A 17,866-nucleotide genomic window follows, 5' to 3' on the forward strand; every position below is an offset into this window, starting at 1 on the left:
GTTACATCAACGATTAAATACGCGGTTTTCTTGCTCAGCAACACGAATGAAGGTGGTGCGTTTAGTCAGCTCTTTCAACCGTTCGGCACCGACATAGGTGCAGGCTGAACGTAAACCACCCAGAATATCGCGTGCGGTTTCTTCAACTGGCCCGCGCAGCGGTAATTTCACGGTTTTACCTTCAGCGGCACGGTAACCCGCTACACCGCCAACATGACGTTTCATAGCAGATTCAGAACTCATGCCATAAAACAGCATGAATTTTTCACCGTTCTCTTCTATAACGCTGCCTTCACATTCATCATGCGCAGCAAGCATGCCGCCTAACATGACGAAGTCTGCTCCGCCGCCAAACGCTTTAGCAACGTCGCCCGGCACAGCGCAACCCCCATCACTAACAATTTGTCCACTCAAGCCGTGTGCGGCGTCAGCACATTCAATCACTGCAGAAAGCTGCGGGTAGCCCACGCCAGTTTTCATACGAGTGGTACAAACAGAACCGGGACCAATACCGACTTTAACGATATCAGCACCAGAAAGTATCAACTCTTCAACCATTTCGCCTGTTACCACGTTCCCGGCACAAATCGTTTTGCCCGGAAAGGTTTCACGCGCACGTTTCAAGAATTCGACAAAGTGTTCCGAATAACCGTTCGCGACATCAATACAGATGAATTGCAGATCATCTGAAAGTGCCATGATTGCAACAAGCTTGTTGAGGTCGGCATCTGAGGTGCCGGTTGAAACCATGATGTGATTCAAAATTGAGACTGGCACACGTTGAACGAAGGCACGCCAATCATCAACGCTATAGTGTTTATGAACGGCGGTAAGAATATTGAAACTGGCCAGTGCCTCTGCCATCAGGAAAGTCCCTACGGTATCCATATTGGCTGCGATAATCGGTACACCGCTCCAGCTCAAGCCTGAATGCTTGAAGGTGAAGTTGCGTTCCAGTTCAACCTGAGAACGACTCTTCAACGTAGAACGTTTGGGACGAATCAATACATCTTTAAAGCCCAGTTTCAAATCTTCTTCGATACGCATAAATAATGTCCTGGTTAGTGGCAACGAACCGCAGTTCGCGAAGCAAGCACGGCTCCAGTGAAATGATGATACGCGCTAATCATCCTGCTGCAAGACTGCGAATTTCACTTTATTTAAGCTACAATCCGATAAATTTAGCTGAAAAACATGAAAGTGATCTGCCGCGCATTTTTGTGTTTTAGAGAAAGAACTTAACGATGATTCAGCGTCTACCAGCGTGATTGAGAGAACCTTATGCCTTATACCGTAGCGCTGACCGGTGGTATCGGTAGCGGAAAAAGCACCATTGCTAATGGCTTTGCGGCGCTGGGCGTAACAATTATTGATGCCGATGTGATCGCCCGTGAGGTGGTTGAGCCAGGCTCACCTGCTTTGCAGGCCATTGTTGAACGCCATGGCAAATCGCTGCTCACTGAGCAAGGCACTCTTTTTCGCGCACGTTTACGCGAAATCATTTTTCAGTCACCAGAAGAGAAGCATTGGCTTAACAGTCTCTTACACCCATTGATCAATGCCCGAACGCAGCAGCTTAAGGCTCAAGCCCGCTCGCCTTACGTTTTATGGGTGGTGCCGCTACTGGTAGAAAATAAGTTGCAGCATCAAGCTAACCGCATTTTAGTCGTTGATGTTGATGAAGCGACGCAGCTCCAACGCACCCAACTGCGCGATAATATTTCCTTAGAGCAGGCAAAAATATTCTTGCAGCACAGGCCACGCGCCAACAGCGCCTCGCCTGTGCTGACGACATCATTGATAATAGCGGCGCACCGGAAGATGCGCTGCCGCAAGTTGCCGAACTCCATCAACGCTATCTGGCGTTAGCGGCAACGCAACAGGATTAACATCATGAGTACAGTCGTTCTTTTTGAACACCCACTGAATGAAAAAATGCGCACATGGCTACGCGTTGAATTCCTTATTAATCAACTACTAGAAAGCGTGCCGCTCAGTAATACCACCAGCGCGCTAAATTTCTTTCGCCTGATTGGCGAACTGCTGGATATATTTGAACGCGGTGATATGCGTACAGAACTGTTGAAAGAGCTGGAGCGGCAGCAACTGAAATTACGGGCATGGGCTGATGTACCGGGCGTCGATATGACGCTGGTAGACTCGTTACGCGATACGCTGAAAATGCAATCAACTCAGCTTATGCATGCGCCACGCATGGGGCAACAGCTGCGTGAAAATCGTCTGATTGGACTGGTTCGCCAGCGCCTGAGTATTCCTGGCGGTTGTTGCAGCTTCGACCTGCCCAGCTTACATATCTGGTTGCATCAGCCGCAGGAAATACGCAATTCCCAGGTTGATGACTGGCTTGAAACGCTGGTGCCATTGCGTAGCAGCCTGGCGATGATCCTTGATTTGATTCGCCAGTCAGGTGCATTTCGCCATCAAACCAGCCTAAATGGTTTTTATCAGGATAATGCCGAAGGCGCAGATTTACTGCGTCTACAGCTGCTGCTGGAAGATTCGCTTTATCCGCAAGTTTCCGGCCATAAAAGCCGTTATGCCATCCGTTTTATGCCATTTGATGCCGAACGAGGTGAAGTGCCCGCTCGACTCGATTTTCAACTGGCCTGTTGTTAGAGGTGAACATGCAAGAAGAAATTATGACCGTGGAATGCCCACAATGTGGCAAAGATGTTATTTGGGACGAGCTGAGCCCGTGGCGGCCCTTTTGCAGCAAACGCTGCCAGCTCATTGATCTAGGGGAATGGGCCGCAGAAGAGAAACGCATTCCCAGTAACGGCGATTTGAACGACAGTGATAACTGGAGCGAAGAAGAGCATTAACGTTAAGTGGGGCATAATGCCCCACTTTTAGAATTCACCCGCAATCAGGCGTGCGATCAACTGATGATTGGCCGCTGGAAACTCATCAGCCACCAGCGCATGCTGTTCCACCCAGCGTTGCGGTTGCCCTTCTCGTCCCCACGGCTCACCTTTCCAGCCTTCCACTAAGAAAAAGTGTAGCGTGACGCGAAGATCTTCATAGGTATGATCTGCTTCACCAATAGCTTGGGCTTCAGTCACTTCAATTCCGGTTTCTTCTAGTAACTCGCGGATCAATCCTTGTTCAGCACTCTCCCCAGCCTCAATTTTGCCACCGGGGAATTCCCACTTGTTGGCCATATATGAGGTCGCTGCACGCTGGGCCAGGAAAATTTGTTTGTCGGCATTGCGAATAATACCTACCGCGACCTGCAGGTGTTTCATGAATGATATCCCAGAGTTTTAGCTGAATGAGCCGTGATTTTAAAACATGGCTTAAAGGAAGTTAAACGCTTTAGGCACTGTAATGAAATCAAACAAGACAGGTCGCAATGACGTTGCTCCAGATGTTTAGCAATACTCGCACTTACCTATTGTTTCACTAGACTGCGCAACGGTTAATCCCATGCTTACATACATTGCCCACAACACCGCCAGAGAGATACATTCCGCCCGGCAGGTGATTTTTCATGACATTCTGACCCTCGACAGTGTCCATAATCATCTGACATGGCATCCCGGCAACATTGTCATCCCGTTAAACGATGCCCAAAAACGTTTCTTTAACTGCCTGCTTATGAAAGTCACCTCTAAACAACAAATCATTTCAATTGTCTGGAATGAGCGCGCTTACGGTATTAGCGATAATAATTATCACCAATTATTGTTTCAAAGCCGCGCCCTGCTAAAACGCCACAAATTACCGGATGGCCTGCTGGTCACTATCCCTTATCATGGCGTCAGGCTTAATGAAGACCTGCTGTTATCCAGCGCCAAGGCATACAGTTAGTTGCAGAAATAGGGATAAAAAAGGAGCCATCGGCTCCTTTTTCTTTCAGTGCTTATTAGGCCAGACGCCCATGACACTGTTTGTATTTTTTGCCCGAGCCGCATGGACAGGGATCGTTACGTCCAACTTTGCGTTCACCGCTCTCTTGCGCCAGCTCTTCTTTCGCTAAGATTTCATCGTCAACATGGCTAAGCTGCTGCTGCTGTGCCAAACGTTCAGCTTCTTCACGACGCTGCTGCTCCATCGCTTCAACTTCTTCCGGCATGCGAACTTGCACCTTGCTCAGCGTGCTAATCACTTCATATTTCAGTGACTCCAGCATTGCTGCGAACATAGCAAAGGATTCGCGTTTATATTCTTGCTTAGGATCTTTCTGCGCGTAACCACGTAGATGAATACCTTGACGCAGATAATCCATGGCTGCCAGATGCTCTTTCCACAGTGAATCCAGCGTCTGTAACATTACACCTTTTTCGAAGCTACGCATTGTCTCAGCGCCAACCACTTCTTCTTTCGCAGCGTAGTTTTCCATCGCATGCGTCATGATACGTTCGCGCAGCGTTTCTTCATGCAGATCGGGTTCTTTATCCAACCATTCAGCGATAGGAAGTTCCAGATCGAAATCAGTGCGTAAACGCTCTTCCAGACCAGGGACATCCCACATTTCTTCCAGCGACTGCGGTGGAATGTAGGTGTCGATGGTGGTTTTATACACATCCTGACGAATGCTGTTGATGGTTTCACTCACATCAGAAACATCAAGCAGTTCATTACGTTGGCTGTAAATTGCGCGGCGCTGATCGTTAGCAACATCATCATATTCCAACAGTTGCTTACGAATATCGAAGTTGCGGCTTTCTACTTTGCGCTGTGCATTAGCAATCGCTTTTGTTACCCATGGATGTTCAATCGCTTCGCCAGGCTTCATGCCTAATTTACGCATCATGTTTGACACGCGATCCGAGGCAAAAATACGCATCAGCGCATCTTCCATCGACAGATAGAAGCGTGATGAACCTGCATCACCCTGACGACCCGCACGCCCACGCAGCTGGTTGTCGATACGGCGAGATTCGTGACGCTCTGTACCTACGATGTGTAAACCGCCTGAGGTCAGCACTGCATCGTGGCGAATCTGCCATGCGGCTTTAATCTCTTCGATCTGCGCTTCTGTTGGATCCTGAAGCTCAGCGACTTCAGCATGCCAGCTACCACCCAGCATAATGTCTGTACCACGACCCGCCATGTTAGTGGCGATCGTTACCGCGCCTGGCTGGCCCGCTTGCGCCACGATTTCTGCTTCGCGGGCGTGGAATTTGGCGTTCAACACGTTGTGTTTAATGCCTGCGCGCGTCAGTTCATTAGAAACAACTTCAGATTTTTCAATGGAGATGGTACCCACCAATACAGGCTGTCCGTTTGCGGTACGCTCACGGATATCCTCAATGATTGCATCAATCTTCTCTTTCTCAGTCATGTAGACCAGATCAGCCAGATCTTTACGCACCATTGGGCGGTTGGTTGGTACGACAATGGTATCCAGTTTGTAAATTGAGCTAAATTCGAATGCTTCGGTATCTGCTGTACCGGTCATACCGGCCAGTTTTTCATAGATACGGAAGTAGTTCTGGAAAGTGATTGAGGCCAGCGTCTGGTTCTCGTTCTGAATATCAACACCTTCTTTCGCTTCGATAGCCTGATGCAGGCCGTCGGACCAGCGACGTCCCTGCATGGTACGCCCGGTGTGCTCATCGACGATAACTACTTCGCCATCTTTCACAATGTAATCTACATCGCGGGTAAACAGCGCGTGGGCACGAAGCGCAGCGGTAACGTGGTGCATCAGCATGATATTGGTTGGCGAATACAGAGACTCGCCCTCATCCATGATGCCTTGGCTAACCAAAAGCTCTTCCACTTTGACTAAACCACGTTCAGACATGTGCGCCTGTCGCGCCTTTTCATCCACCCAGAAATCACCTTCGCCCTGGAAGTTTTCAGTGTCTTCTTTATCCTGACGAACCAGGTGCGGAATGATTTTATTAACTTTGGTGTAGAGCTCAGAGCTGTCTTCGGCAGGACCAGAAATAATTAACGGCGTACGCGCTTCATCGATCAAGATGGAGTCCACTTCATCTACCAGCGCATAATTCAGTTTACGCTGTACGCGCTCTTCCGGGCTGAACGCCATGTTATCGCGCAGATAATCGAAGCCATATTCGTTGTTGGTGCCGTAAGTAATGTCAGCCGCATAAGCTTCGCGTTTAGCATGAGCCGGCAAGCCTGACATGTTAATACCGACGGACAAGCCGAGGAATTCGAACAGCGGACGGTTATTTTCGGCATCACGCTGCGCCAGATAGTCATTCACCGTGACCACGTGAACGCCTTTACCGGTTAACGCATTCAGATAAGCCGGCAAGGTTGCCGTCAACGTTTTACCTTCACCGGTACGCATTTCCGCGATACAGCGGTCATTCAACACCATGCCGCCAATCAGCTGGACATCAAAGTGACGCATACCAAATACGCGCTTACTCGCTTCACGTACTGTGGCGAAGGCTTCAGGAATCAAGCTTTCCAGCGTTTCGCCTTTTGCCAGACGCTCACGGAATAATACAGTTTTAGCTTTCAATTCATCATCAGAGAGCTTTTCAAAATCTGGCTCCATCTTGTTGATGACATCAACAGCCTTACGCATACGGCGTAAAGTACGATCATTGCTGCTACCAAAAACCTTGGTCAACATTTTGATTAACATAATAAATATTTTCTCAATTCAGCCGTGTAATCACGGGCTGCGAAATCTAAAAGTGTGAAACAACCAAAAAGATTAGCAGAACAATGAGGAAGGTCCGGCGCGAATGCCGTTTACTTTAGCGTGCCACTCAACATACGTATGAGGCTGGGCAGCAGAGTGCGGTTTAGAACGGTTTATCTGCGGCGCGGTATGCAGCGCAGTTTGTGAAGTCAGTAACGCTTGAAGCGAATCCAGTAACGCCAGCTTTTGCGCTGCCAGCGGTAGCGCACCCTGCTCTTCCGCCTGCGTCTGCGGCGTCAACGTAAAAGAGAGATGGCGTATCACGGTGCGGATAGCATGTTGATGCCAATAATCCACAGTGAAGTTTGGGCGTCTCGCCGCTTCTTGTAGGCGAATAAGATGATCGAATCGGGCAGCGTTGCCGATAAACAAACTGCTGGCAGGTGATTCTGATGATGCGTTGAGTTCTGAACTTTGTGCACACGCTGGCAAGCCAAGACTGGCCGCCACCATCCCCAACAGGAGATGAGGCCAGAAATAGCGTCTGCCTAATTGTCGCCAGCGTAAAAGAAGTTCGATCACAACCTTTCCATTGCACAAGAGTCGATTTGCGCATCAATTTTTTGATCACCAACCGCGTAATGCAGTGGCGTTAAGCCGATAAAAGCGCCTGAGATAGTATCACTAATGTGGGACATCCACACCTGGGATTAAAGTCGCTCTGGGAGAAAACACGCTTGATTGTTCAGCAATTCAGCAACTAAGAGATTTACTTGCGAGCGGCATCGCACTTCAGGAGAGAACAGCGAGACAATAAAAAACGGCTGACGCCGCTGACCGGAGAGGGTGTCAGCATTGCCAGCCGTTTTAGATGTTCTGAGGTAATTAAGCCAGAACCAAATTGGGTGCTTTGAATGCCAGCGGCAGTTCAGCTTCGTCTTCGAAAGTTGCCCATTCCCAGGCTTCTTGCTTAGCTAAAACGGCTTGCAGCAACTTGTTATTCAATGCGTGGCCTGATTTGAACGCGGTAAACGCGCCAATGATGTTGTGGCCGCACATAAACAAATCACCAATTGCATCAAGCATTTTGTGACGAACGAATTCATCTTCAAAGCGCAGACCGTCTTCATTCAAGACGCGGAAATCATCCAGACCTATCGCACAATCTAAACTACCGCCCAGGCACAGGCCTTTAGACTGCAGATATTCGATCTCACGCATAAAGCCAAATGTACGCGCGCGACTGATTTGGCGAACAAACGCTTCAGCAGAAAAGTTCATCTGATAACGCTGAGAGCTGGAGTCGATTGCCGGATGTTTAAAGTCGATGGTGAAGTCCAGCGAGAAGCCATTAAACGGCTTAATCTCGGCCCATTTGTCACCATCTTCAACACGCACGGTTTGCTTAACGCGCACGAATTTTTTCGCGCTGTTCAGCTGTTCGATACCTGCATCCATCAGCAAATAGATGAACGGTGCTGCGCTGCCGTCCATGATCGGGATTTCTGGCGCATCGACTTCAACAATAATGTTATCGATACCCAATCCCGCCAAGGCGGCGTTTAAATGTTCAACCGTCGAAATACGTACGCCTTCATCATTCACCAGGCAAGTACTCAGCATGGTGTCGCGCACGTATTTTGCATCAGCCGGGAAATCAACCGGTGGATTCAAGTCAGTGCGACGATAGATGACCCCGGTATTAGCCGACGCAGGGCGCAATGTCAGTGTGACTTTCTTGCCGGTATGCAAACCGACACCAGTCGCCTGAACAATACGTTTTAATGTCCTTTGTTTGATCATCGTATTATCTCGCAATATTACCTTTCCAACCGCCAGTATACTTTACCAGCGGGCGGACACTTTAGCACAAAGAGCGGAGATTCCCAATTATAGGGATATTCTTAATCAGCCTGCTTACGTAAAAACGCAGGAATATCAAGGTAGTCAGGCTCTTTATTAGATTGCGCAGTCTGGTCATTAACCACTTTCGCAGCCGGTTTTTGCTCCTGCGGCAACGGCGACATGCCGTGCTGCTGATAGCGATGATCCATAACCGGTTGGCTGGCAGGCTTATTCGTTACCAGCGTGATTTCAGGACGTTTGTCCATGCCGATACCGGTTGCTACCACGGTGACGCGCAGTTCGTCATTCATTTCTGGATCTAATGACGTACCAATCACGACGGTTGCGTTGTCAGAGGCGAAGGCGCGGATGGTGTTACCCACGGTTTCGAACTCATCCAGACGCAGGTCAAAGCCAGCGGTAATGTTAACCAGGACGCCACGAGCGCCAGAAAGGTCGATATCTTCCAGCAGAGGACTGGAAATCGCCATTTCAGCAGCTTCTTCAGCACGATCTTCGCCACACGCTACACCTGAGCCCATCATGGCATAACCCATTTCAGACATGACGGTGCGTACGTCAGCAAAGTCGACGTTCATCAGACCCGGACGTGTAATCAGTTCTGCAATACCCTGAACCGCGCCTTTTAACACATCGTTTGCTGCGCCAAAAGCATCCAGCAATGAAATGCCGCGACCTAGTACTTTCAACAACTTGTCGTTAGGAATAGTAATCAGTGAGTCGACATGTTTTGAAAGCTCAGCAATACCCTGCTCGGCAAATGCCATGCGCTTTTTGCCTTCAAAATTGAAGGGTTTAGTCACCACAGCAACCGTCAGGATACCTAAATCTTTGGCCACTTCAGCCACAACTGGCGCAGCACCGGTACCGGTGCCGCCGCCCATACCGGCAGCGATAAACACCATGTCTGCCCCTTCCAGCGCAGCACGCAATGCTTCGCGATCTTCCTCTGCGGAGTTGCGGCCCACTTCCGGGTTCGCGCCCGCGCCAAGACCTTTGGTAATGTTATTACCGATCTGGATGGTCTGGCCGACTGCTGTTTTACGCAACGCTTGCGCGTCGGTGTTAACAGCGAAGAATTCTACACCTTCGATACGCTCGCGTACCATGTGTTCTACGGCGTTACCGCCGCCACCGCCGACGCCGATGACTTTAATCACCGCGTCGTTGGTTAATTCCATAGGTTCAAACATGATTTCTCTCCGTTATGTGCCTGTCGCCTGGAGATCACTAAAAAAACCAGCATGATCTCCTTTATCAAAAATTAAAACTCTTTTTTCAACCAACTATTGATGCGCTTGAACCAATTTCCCACCGATGCACGTTTTTCTGTCTCTGCATCGCCATTCATGTGCGACTCTTTGCCGTAATGCAGCAGTCCCACTGCGGTTGAGTAATATGATTCCTGCGCATAGTCAGTCAAACCAGTGATATTCAGTGGCTGACCAATACGTACCTGCGTATGGAATACGCGTTGCGCACAGGCCGCCAGTCCTTCAATTTGCGCGGCACCACCTGTTAACACAATACCGGCTGCCAGATGATGTTTCACGCCCTGCTGACGTAATTGTTCCTGTAATTGCAGAATCTCGTCATTGACCAGATTCAAAAGCTCTGTGTAGCGCGGTTCAATCACCTCGGCCAGCGTTTGGCGCTGCAGACTGCGAGGAGGACGACCACCCACACTGGGTACTTCAACATTCTCATCTTTACCTACGATAGAACCCAGCGCACAACCATGCCGGACTTTAATCGCCTCAGCGTCAGTTGGCGGAGTGCCAAAGGCATAGGCGATATCGCTGGTCACTACATTCCCTGCATAAGGGATGACTTTGGTATGACGCAACGCGCCACCGGTGTACACCGCGATATCCATTGTACCGCCACCGATATCGACAACACAGACCCCTAGCTCACGTTCGTCTTCAGTTAATACTGCAAAACTGGATGCCAATCCGGCAAAAATCAATTGGTCAACTTTCAGGCCACAACGTTCAACGGCTTTGACAATATTTTTTGCCATGTCGTTATGGCAGGTAATCAGGTGTACTTTTGCCTGCATGCGTACACCAGAAAGTCCAACCGGATTTTTAATACCTTCCTGATAATCGATAGCATATTCCTGAGGAATAACGTGCAGGATGCGATGCTCGTCGCGTACGCGAACCGATTTAGCGGTATGCACCACATTTTCTACATCATCCTGAGTCACTTCCTCTTCGGAAATCGGAACCATCCCGATTTCGTTCTGGCAGCTGATATGTTTGCCCGATAATGCAAGATAGACGGAGGAGATCTGGCAATCTGCCATCAACTCAGCCTGATCAATGGCGCGCTGAACGCATTTCACCACTGATTCAAGGTCGTTTACGCCACCTTTATCCATGCCGCGGGACGGGCAACTGCCGACCCCAATAATATTGACCATACCATCGGGCAGAATTTCTCCAACCAGGGCGGCAACCTTTGCGGTGCCAATTTCGAGTCCAACTACCAGTTTTCTGTCCGTTGCCTTGATCATTGTTGTTTAGCCTGTGCCTGGTTCTGTTGCTGATTACTGTCCTGTGGCTCCATCACTACCGGCGTCCATCCCACAGAAGCGCCAGAGTCGTATCGCAGATCGACATAGCTGATACGTTTGCTTTCATTCTGACCTTGCTGCAGTAGCACCGGGTAGAGCTCAATAAAGCGGTTCAGACGTTTCATGGTGTCGCTGCGTCCCAGTTCAATGCGCACATCATCACTGGTAACCAATTGCCACGAACGCCGCGCCGTCATCGACGCTACCTTCAGGGTAAACTTCCGGGCTTTCAGCACATCGTCCATGCTGTGGTAGCCCGCCAGCACCTCTTTTTCGCTGCCTTCTGGCCCGTACAACATCGGCATTGTTTCTTTTCCGATGTGATTCGCCGGTACGCTGAAGGAGACGCCATCCGCGTCTACCATATGTAAATCATTCCAGCGTGCTACCGGCGTGTACTCAGTCAAATGAATCTTCAGTTCATCTGGCCACTGTTTACGCACGCTTACCTGCTTAATCCACGGTAGTCGCTCGATTTGCTGCTGCAAGATGTCCACATCCTGCGACATAAACGTGCCGGGCGCGCCAAGTGATAAAATTGCCTGGCGAATATCATCGTGGGTGGTGTAATGCGTTTGACCGGTCACCACCAGCTTCGACAGCGGCAAGCGTGATGAATCATTCATCCACTTCAGTACCACTAGCCCGCCAGAAACCATAATGCCCACAACGATTAGCAAAAATATGATGCCAAAAAGTCGGGCTCCGTTACTGCGTCCAGAGCGTACACGCTCTTGCGGTTCACGTTCACGGTTACGTGCATTCATCGCCGCCTGTGACATATCAGTCGGCCAACTCCACAATACGAGCAACCAGCTGCGAGAAGGTCATTCCTGCCTGCTTCGCTGCCATTGGCACGAGACTGTGGCTTGTCATACCTGGTGAGGTGTTAATTTCCAATAGATGGAAACGACCTTCACCATCAGCCATTACATCCACGCGTCCCCAGCCGCTACAGCCCAAAGCACGCCAGGCCGCTAACACTAATTGCTGCAGTTCTGCTTCACGATCAGCACTTAAACCACTCGGGCAGAAGTATTCAGTATCGTCAGAAATGTATTTAGCTTCATAGTCATAGAACTCGCTGGCAGCTTTTATTTGTATCGAAGGCAAAACGTGCTCGCCCACAATACCTACGGTGTATTCACCGCCGCTTAAAAAAGCCTCAACTAATACATCATTGTCATGTCGAAACGCTTCTTCTAACGCTGCTGGCAGCGCGCTTAATTCGTTTACGCGACTGATGCCGACGCTCGATCCTTCGCAGCTTGGTTTAACAAATACCGGCAAGCCCAACGCCGCGATCGCCGCATAGGTATCTGCGTCAAGACCTGCATCCATTTGCTGACGGGTCAGCCAGACGAAGCGGCCAGAAGGTAAACCTCGGCCCTGCCACAGCAGCTTGGTGCGCAATTTGTCCATGGTGATAGCGGATGCCATCACGCCGCTGCCGGTGTAAGGCAGGCCAATAAATTCCAGCACGGCTTGCAGCGTGCCGTCTTCACCACCGCGACCATGTAGCGCAATAAACGCTTTGGCGAAGCCCTGATCTTTCAGGTTTAATACCGACACATCACGCGTATCAACAGCGTGCGCATCAATGCCCGCTTCACGTAGCCCGGCTAAAACGGCATTGCCTGACATCAGCGAGACTTCACGCTCTGCTGAAGTCCCCCCATTAATACAGCAACTTTCTCAGCCATGACGGTCCTCCGCTTTGCGTTCCGGTTGCAGTTTGCAGTCCGCTAATTTACGTGCGACTTTGCCCACATTACCTGCGCCTTGTACCAAGATCAGATCGTTACCTGAAAGCAACGGTGCCAGCATTTCCGGCAGTACATCGTGATCCGGCACTAAAATCGGATCCACTTTGCCACGACCGCGAATGGTCCGACACAGCGCGCGGCTGTCAGCGCCGGGAATCGGCGTTTCGCCTGCTGCATAAACGTCCAGCATGAGCAAAACATCCACTTGTGACAATACGTTAGCGAAATCGTCGAACAAGTCGCGAGTACGCGTGTAACGATGTGGCTGAAAAATCATGACCAATTTTTTATCTGGCCAGCCTGCACGCGCAGCCTTGATCGTGGCATCAACTTCAGTGGGATGATGACCATAATCGTCCACCAGCATGGCGCTGCCCGCGTGTCCGTTGACCGGCTCAGTGGAGTACTCGCCTAATAAATCAAAGCGACGACCGGTACCCTGAAAACTTTCCAGCGCAGCCAGAATAGCGTTGTCTTCAACGCCCTCTTCACTTGCAACCGCCACAGCTGCGGCTGCGTTGAGCGCATTATGACGACCCGGTGCATTCAACGTGATTTGCAAGCGCGGCTTGTCCTGGCGTACTAAGGTGAAATGCCCTTGTGCTCCACGTTGTTCATAATTTTCAATGCGAAAATCAGCATCATCACTGAACCCGTAGGTCGTAATTTGACGTCCTACACGGGGTAACAGGTCGCGAATAACGACGTCATCAATACACATCACTGCACGACCGTAAAACGGCAGGTTATGCAGAAAATTAATAAAAGTTTGTTTCAAATTCTCGAAGTCGCCCTGATAGGTATCCATATGATCGGCTTCGATATTGGTCACAATGGCAACCATGGGTTGCAGATGTAAAAACGACGCATCGCTTTCATCTGCTTCTGCAATCAAGTAACGGCTGCTACCCAAACGCGCATGCGTTCCGGCTGCTTTAACTAATCCGCCATTGACGAAAGTAGGATCCAATCCGCCTTCGGCATAAATGCTTGATACCATTGCTGTGGTTGTGGTTTTGCCGTGCGTACCCGCTACAGCAATGCCATGACGAAAACGCATCAGTTCAGCCAGCATTTCAGCACGGCGAATCACGGGGATGCGCTGTTCACGGGCAGCAATCAGCTCTGGATTATCCTGAGATACCGCGCTGGAGACCACGACGACGCTGGCATCAGTCACGTTTTCCGGGCGATGATTAAAATAGATGGTTGCACCCAGCGCAGCCAGATTCTGCGTAACCGGGTTCGGCGCCAGATCAGAACCGCTGATATGGTAGCCTTCATTTGCTAACACTTCGGCAATACCGCCCATGCCAGCACCGCCGATGCCGACAAAATGGATGTGCCGGACGCGACGCATCTCGGGCACTATAGAACGCAGTTTTGCCAATTGTTGTGTATTCATCGCTCTCAATTACCTGCTATTTCAGTTTGTGCTCAGCATGAGCACAGGTCAGCCGAGCTGACCGGATTCATTACTTTGCGGCGCGAGCCACTTCCAGCGCGACCCGATCGGTCGCATCGGGAATCGCCACCTGACGCGCTTTTTCAGCCATCGTCAGCAATGTTTGGCGATCCCAGTGGCGCAGCGTGTCCGCTACAGCATCCGCAGTAAATTGCGGCTGCTCAAAAATTTTCGCCGCGCCCGCTTTTTCTAGCGGTAACGCGTTCCAGTATTGCTGGCGATCTTTATGCTGAAACGGCACAAAAATGGCGGGCAATCCTGCCGCTGCTATTTCGCTAACGGTTAAAGCACCAGAACGACAGACCACCACATCAGCCCACGCATAGGCGGCAGCCATATCATCAATAAACTCAGTGACCTTGTGCTGCGTTTGCCCCACTTTTACGTAGGCTTGTTGTACGTCAGGCAAACCACCTTTACCGGTTTGATGCCAAATTGTAATCTGCTCGCCCAGTTCGGCAGCCACTTCTGGCATTGTCTGGTTCAAAATACGTGCGCCCTGACTGCCACCAATCACTAAAACGCGAACCGGGCCGTTCCGATTGGCTAAACGTGCAATCGGTAAAGGCAAAGCCAATACATCGGTACGCACCGGATTTCCCACCACGTCCGCTTTAGGGAATGCACCCGGAAAAGCCTGCATTACTTTGGTGGCGATTTTTGCCAACCATTTATTGGTCAATCCAGCGATGCCATTTTGCTCATGCAATACCACCGGGATTCCGCAACTCCACGCCGCTAAACCGCCAGGCCCGGAGACGTAACCGCCCATCCCGAGTACCACATCCGGCTGCCAGGCTTTAATAATGGCCCGCGCCTGGCGCCATGCATTGAAAATACGCATGGGTGCCAGCAACTGAGCTTTAATGCCCTTACCACGCAATCCGCTAATCTGGATAAAATCAATCTCGATGCCATGCTTCGGCACTAAATCGGCTTCCATGCGATCCGCGGTGCCTAACCAACGCACCTGCCAACCCTGCTCCATCAGATGATGGGCGACAGCCAGACCGGGGAATACATGCCCGCCAGTCCCGCCTGCCATAACCATCAATCGTTTACCACTCATCGACCACCTCGGGTAAACGCCTGCGCTTTCGCCAGACGCGTTTCATAATCTATGCGCAACAAGAAGACGATGGCCGTTGACATGATGATCAAACTGGAGCCGCCGTAACTGATCAGCGGTAAGGTCAAGCCTTTGGTAGGCAACATGCCCGCTGCAGCACCGACATTTACCAAAGCCTGAAAGCTAAACCACACGCCAATTGAACAGGCTAAAAAGCCGGAAAAGCGTTGATCAAGCTCCAGAGCGCGGCGTCCAATCGACATTGCGCGAAAAGCGACGAAGAATACCATTAACAATGCTAAAACCACACCGATGTAGCCGAGTTCTTCACCGATAATCGAGAAAATAAAGTCGGTATGGGCTTCGGGCAAATACTCCAGTTTTTGCACTGAATTTCCCAAGCCTTGCCCCCAGAACTCACCGCGACCAAATGCCATCAGCGACTGGGTTAACTGGTATCCGCTACCGAACGGATCTTCCCACGGATCCCAGAAAGAGGTCACACGCCGCATACGGTAAGGTTCGGCAATGACCAACAGCACCACGGCGAAAATGCCGGAACCGATAATCGCCAGGAACTGCCACAGTTTGGCTCCCGCCAGAAACAGCATTGCCAGCGTCGTTACAAACAATACAACCACCGTTCCGAGGTCAGGCTGCGCCAAAAGCAAGACGGCCAAAATCACCATCACGCCCATCGGCTTACAGAAACCCCAAAAGTTGTTACGTACTTCTTCAACTTTTCGCACCAGATAGCTGGCGAGGTAGCAGAACAGCGTCAACTTAGATAACTCAGCTGGCTGAATACGCAGCGGGCCTAGAGCAATCCAGCGCGATGCACCGTTTACCGAGCTACCGACGACTAATACGATCAGCAGCATCGCTACTGATGTCATTAACATGATGTTGCTGTAGCGCTGCCAAAAATCCATCGGCACGCGCAACGTCACCAAGGCGATACCCAAAGCCAATAAGATGTAAAACGCGTCGCGCTTTGCGAAGTAAAACGGGTCTTCATTGAGGCGCTGGCCCACCGGCATTGATGCCGATGTCACCATGACAAAGCCGATAACCGCCAAACCAAAAGTCAGCCACAGCAAGGTACGGTCATACAACACCAGCGAAGTGTCGTCGCTTTCACGCGATCCCATCACCCAATCTTTCAAGCGGCTTGAGAAGTAACTGGCCAAACCTGCGCCTGGAATATTCATCAGCTCAGCTCCTTCGCCAGTTGTGCAAACGCGTCACCGCGTTGCTCAAAGTTGCGAAACTGATCGAGGCTGGCGCATGCTGGCGATAGCAGTACCATGTCACCAGGCTGAACCTGCGCAGCAATTTGCGTCATCGCCTGCTGCATGGTTTCAGTGCGTACCGACACGTCAGGGCGCAACGCGGCTAACGCATCGCCATCGCGACCAAAGCAGAACAGCCGTAAATTGTCGCCTTGTAGATAACGTGCCAGCGGCGTGAAATCTGCCGACTTGCCATCACCGCCCAGCAACAGCCACAAGCGCCCGGTCACTATCAACCCTTTCAACGCCGCTTCGGTACTACCAACGTTGGTGGCTTTAGAATCGTTAATCCAGCGTACGCCGTTATGTTCATGCACCAGCTGGAAGCGATGCGCTAACCCGCTATAAGCGGTCAGAGCCGCCAGGCTGGTGGCGCGTGGTAAACCTACGGCATCCGCCAGCGCCAGTGCAGCCAGCGCGTTGGTGTAGTTATGCTGACCCACCAGTTTCATTTCATCGGTATTCAGTACTTTTTCGCCTTTCACCCGCAACCAGATGCTGCCCTGCTGCTTGTTCAGGTGATAATCCCCAATATCGATACCAAAACTGACGCAGCGTGTATCTGCACCGCGCACCGGCATGGTTAATCCATCATCTGCATTCACCACACATACCTGCGCATTCTCATAGATACGCAGCTTGGCGGCGCGGTATTGCTGCATGCCCAACGGATAACGATCCATATGATCTTCCGTCACGTTGAGAATGGTTGCGGCTGCCGCTCTCAGGCTGTGCGTGGTTTCCAGCTGAAAGCTGGAGAGTTCCAGCACATAAAGTTGTGCAGGTGATTTCAACAAACTCAGCGCAGGCAAACCGATATTGCCGCCAACGCCAACTTGCCAACCGGCGGCTTTTGCCATTTCACCGACCAGCGTAGTGACGGTACTTTTGCCGTTAGAACCGGTGATCGCCACAATAGGTGCCTGCGCTTCTCGGCAGAACAGTTCAATATCACCCACGATTTCGATACCCGCATCAGCAGCTTCGCTTAAAGCAGGATGCGACAGTGCAATTCCGGGGCTGGCAACTATCAGATCGGCCGCGAGCAGCCAATCGATATTGATGCCGCCGACATAGCGCTCGACCTGTGCGGGAACCTGGTTGAGGCCGGGCGGCGATATACGGGTATCCATCACGCGCGGTGTAACACCCTGCGTTAAAAAGAAATCAACACAGGAAAGCCCGGTCAGGCCTAACCCGATAATGACGACTTTCCTGCCCCGATAGTCAGCCAT

The 17,866-nt window shown here is 50.8% G+C and carries 15 protein-coding genes and 2 pseudogenes; 4 read left to right on the plus strand and 13 right to left on the minus strand.

Annotated elements, in window-relative coordinates:
* Positions 1 to 6 precede the first annotated feature (6 nt).
* A complete protein-coding gene (locus KQP84_RS18455) occupies positions 7 to 1,047 on the minus strand; it encodes a GMP reductase (RefSeq protein WP_215847625.1) in 1,041 nt (346 codons plus the stop codon).
* A 234-nt stretch (positions 1,048 to 1,281) separates the two neighbouring features.
* Between KQP84_RS18455 and coaE the strand changes: the two are divergent.
* The 3 genes and pseudogenes from coaE (at position 1,282) to yacG (ending at position 2,843) form a co-directional block, all read left to right on the plus strand.
* A pseudogene (gene coaE, locus KQP84_RS18460) lies at positions 1,282 to 1,889 on the plus strand (dephospho-CoA kinase).
* A 4-nt stretch (positions 1,890 to 1,893) separates the two neighbouring features.
* Positions 1,894 to 2,637: a cell division protein ZapD gene (gene zapD / locus KQP84_RS18465; RefSeq protein ID WP_215847626.1), complete on the plus strand. Its 744-nt coding sequence runs from the start codon at positions 1,894 to 1,896 to the stop codon at positions 2,635 to 2,637.
* Between the two features lie 8 nt (positions 2,638 to 2,645).
* Positions 2,646 to 2,843: a DNA gyrase inhibitor YacG gene (gene yacG, locus KQP84_RS18470; RefSeq protein WP_215847627.1), complete on the plus strand. Its 198-nt coding sequence runs from the start codon at positions 2,646 to 2,648 to the stop codon at positions 2,841 to 2,843.
* 27 nt (positions 2,844 to 2,870) lie between these two features.
* On the opposite strand, the gene mutT is transcribed toward yacG, so the two are convergent.
* Positions 2,871 to 3,266, minus strand: a complete 396-nt coding sequence (mutT, locus tag KQP84_RS18475) for an 8-oxo-dGTP diphosphatase MutT (protein ID WP_215847628.1) — start codon at positions 3,264 to 3,266, stop codon at positions 2,871 to 2,873.
* A gap of 181 nt (positions 3,267 to 3,447) precedes the next feature.
* Here mutT and KQP84_RS18480 point away from each other — a divergent pair, with 181 nt between their 5' ends.
* Positions 3,448 to 3,831 (plus strand): winged helix-turn-helix domain-containing protein, encoded by a 384-nt coding sequence (locus KQP84_RS18480; protein WP_215847629.1) that lies wholly within the window; start codon positions 3,448 to 3,450, stop codon positions 3,829 to 3,831.
* A 55-nt stretch (positions 3,832 to 3,886) separates the two neighbouring features.
* Here the strand turns inward: KQP84_RS18480 and secA are convergent, their stop codons facing one another.
* The 11 genes and pseudogenes from secA to murD all read right to left on the minus strand — a co-directional run bounded on the left by secA (position 3,887) and on the right by murD (position 17,866).
* A complete protein-coding gene (gene secA, locus KQP84_RS18485; protein ID WP_215847630.1) occupies positions 3,887 to 6,592 on the minus strand; it encodes a preprotein translocase subunit SecA in 2,706 nt (901 codons plus the stop codon).
* A gap of 72 nt (positions 6,593 to 6,664) precedes the next feature.
* On the minus strand, positions 6,665 to 7,174 hold the full coding sequence (gene secM, locus KQP84_RS18490; protein ID WP_215847631.1) for a secA translation cis-regulator SecM: 510 nt from the start codon (positions 7,172 to 7,174) through the stop codon (positions 6,665 to 6,667).
* 303 nt (positions 7,175 to 7,477) lie between these two features.
* Positions 7,478 to 8,395, minus strand: coding sequence for a UDP-3-O-acyl-N-acetylglucosamine deacetylase (gene lpxC, locus KQP84_RS18495; protein ID WP_215847632.1), 918 nt, complete (start codon positions 8,393 to 8,395; stop codon positions 7,478 to 7,480).
* A 101-nt stretch (positions 8,396 to 8,496) separates the two neighbouring features.
* Positions 8,497 to 9,651: a cell division protein FtsZ gene (ftsZ, locus tag KQP84_RS18500; protein ID WP_215847633.1), complete on the minus strand. Its 1,155-nt coding sequence runs from the start codon at positions 9,649 to 9,651 to the stop codon at positions 8,497 to 8,499.
* A 71-nt stretch (positions 9,652 to 9,722) separates the two neighbouring features.
* Positions 9,723 to 10,979, minus strand: coding sequence for a cell division protein FtsA (gene ftsA / locus KQP84_RS18505; protein ID WP_215847634.1), 1,257 nt, complete (start codon positions 10,977 to 10,979; stop codon positions 9,723 to 9,725).
* Entirely contained in the window at positions 10,976 to 11,821 is an 846-nt protein-coding gene (gene ftsQ, locus KQP84_RS18510) for a cell division protein FtsQ (protein WP_215847635.1), read from the minus strand. Before ftsQ ends, ftsA begins: the two co-directional genes overlap by 4 nt.
* Position 11,822: 1 nt before the next feature.
* Positions 11,823 to 12,742: pseudogene (locus tag KQP84_RS18515) on the minus strand (D-alanine--D-alanine ligase).
* The gene (murC, locus tag KQP84_RS18520) at positions 12,735 to 14,210 is read right to left on the minus strand and encodes a UDP-N-acetylmuramate--L-alanine ligase (protein ID WP_215847637.1); all 1,476 of its coding nucleotides are present in this window, start codon (positions 14,208 to 14,210) and stop codon (positions 12,735 to 12,737) included. The pseudogene KQP84_RS18515 and the gene murC overlap by 8 nt, the downstream one beginning before the upstream one ends.
* 70 nt (positions 14,211 to 14,280) lie before the next feature.
* Positions 14,281 to 15,339 carry an undecaprenyldiphospho-muramoylpentapeptide beta-N-acetylglucosaminyltransferase gene (gene murG, locus KQP84_RS18525; protein ID WP_215847638.1) on the minus strand — a complete coding sequence of 353 codons (1,059 nt, stop codon included), beginning with the start codon at positions 15,337 to 15,339 and terminating at the stop codon, positions 14,281 to 14,283.
* On the minus strand, positions 15,336 to 16,550 hold the full coding sequence (ftsW, locus tag KQP84_RS18530) for a cell division protein FtsW (protein ID WP_215847639.1): 1,215 nt from the start codon (positions 16,548 to 16,550) through the stop codon (positions 15,336 to 15,338). The genes murG and ftsW overlap by 4 nt, the downstream gene beginning before the upstream one ends.
* Positions 16,550 to 17,866 carry a UDP-N-acetylmuramoyl-L-alanine--D-glutamate ligase gene (gene murD / locus KQP84_RS18535; RefSeq protein WP_215847640.1) on the minus strand — a complete coding sequence of 439 codons (1,317 nt, stop codon included), beginning with the start codon at positions 17,864 to 17,866 and terminating at the stop codon, positions 16,550 to 16,552. The genes ftsW and murD overlap by 1 nt, the downstream gene beginning before the upstream one ends.

It is taken from the genome of Candidatus Pantoea bituminis (assembly GCF_018842675.1).
Taxonomy (GTDB): domain Bacteria; phylum Pseudomonadota; class Gammaproteobacteria; order Enterobacterales; family Enterobacteriaceae; genus Pantoea; species Pantoea phytostimulans.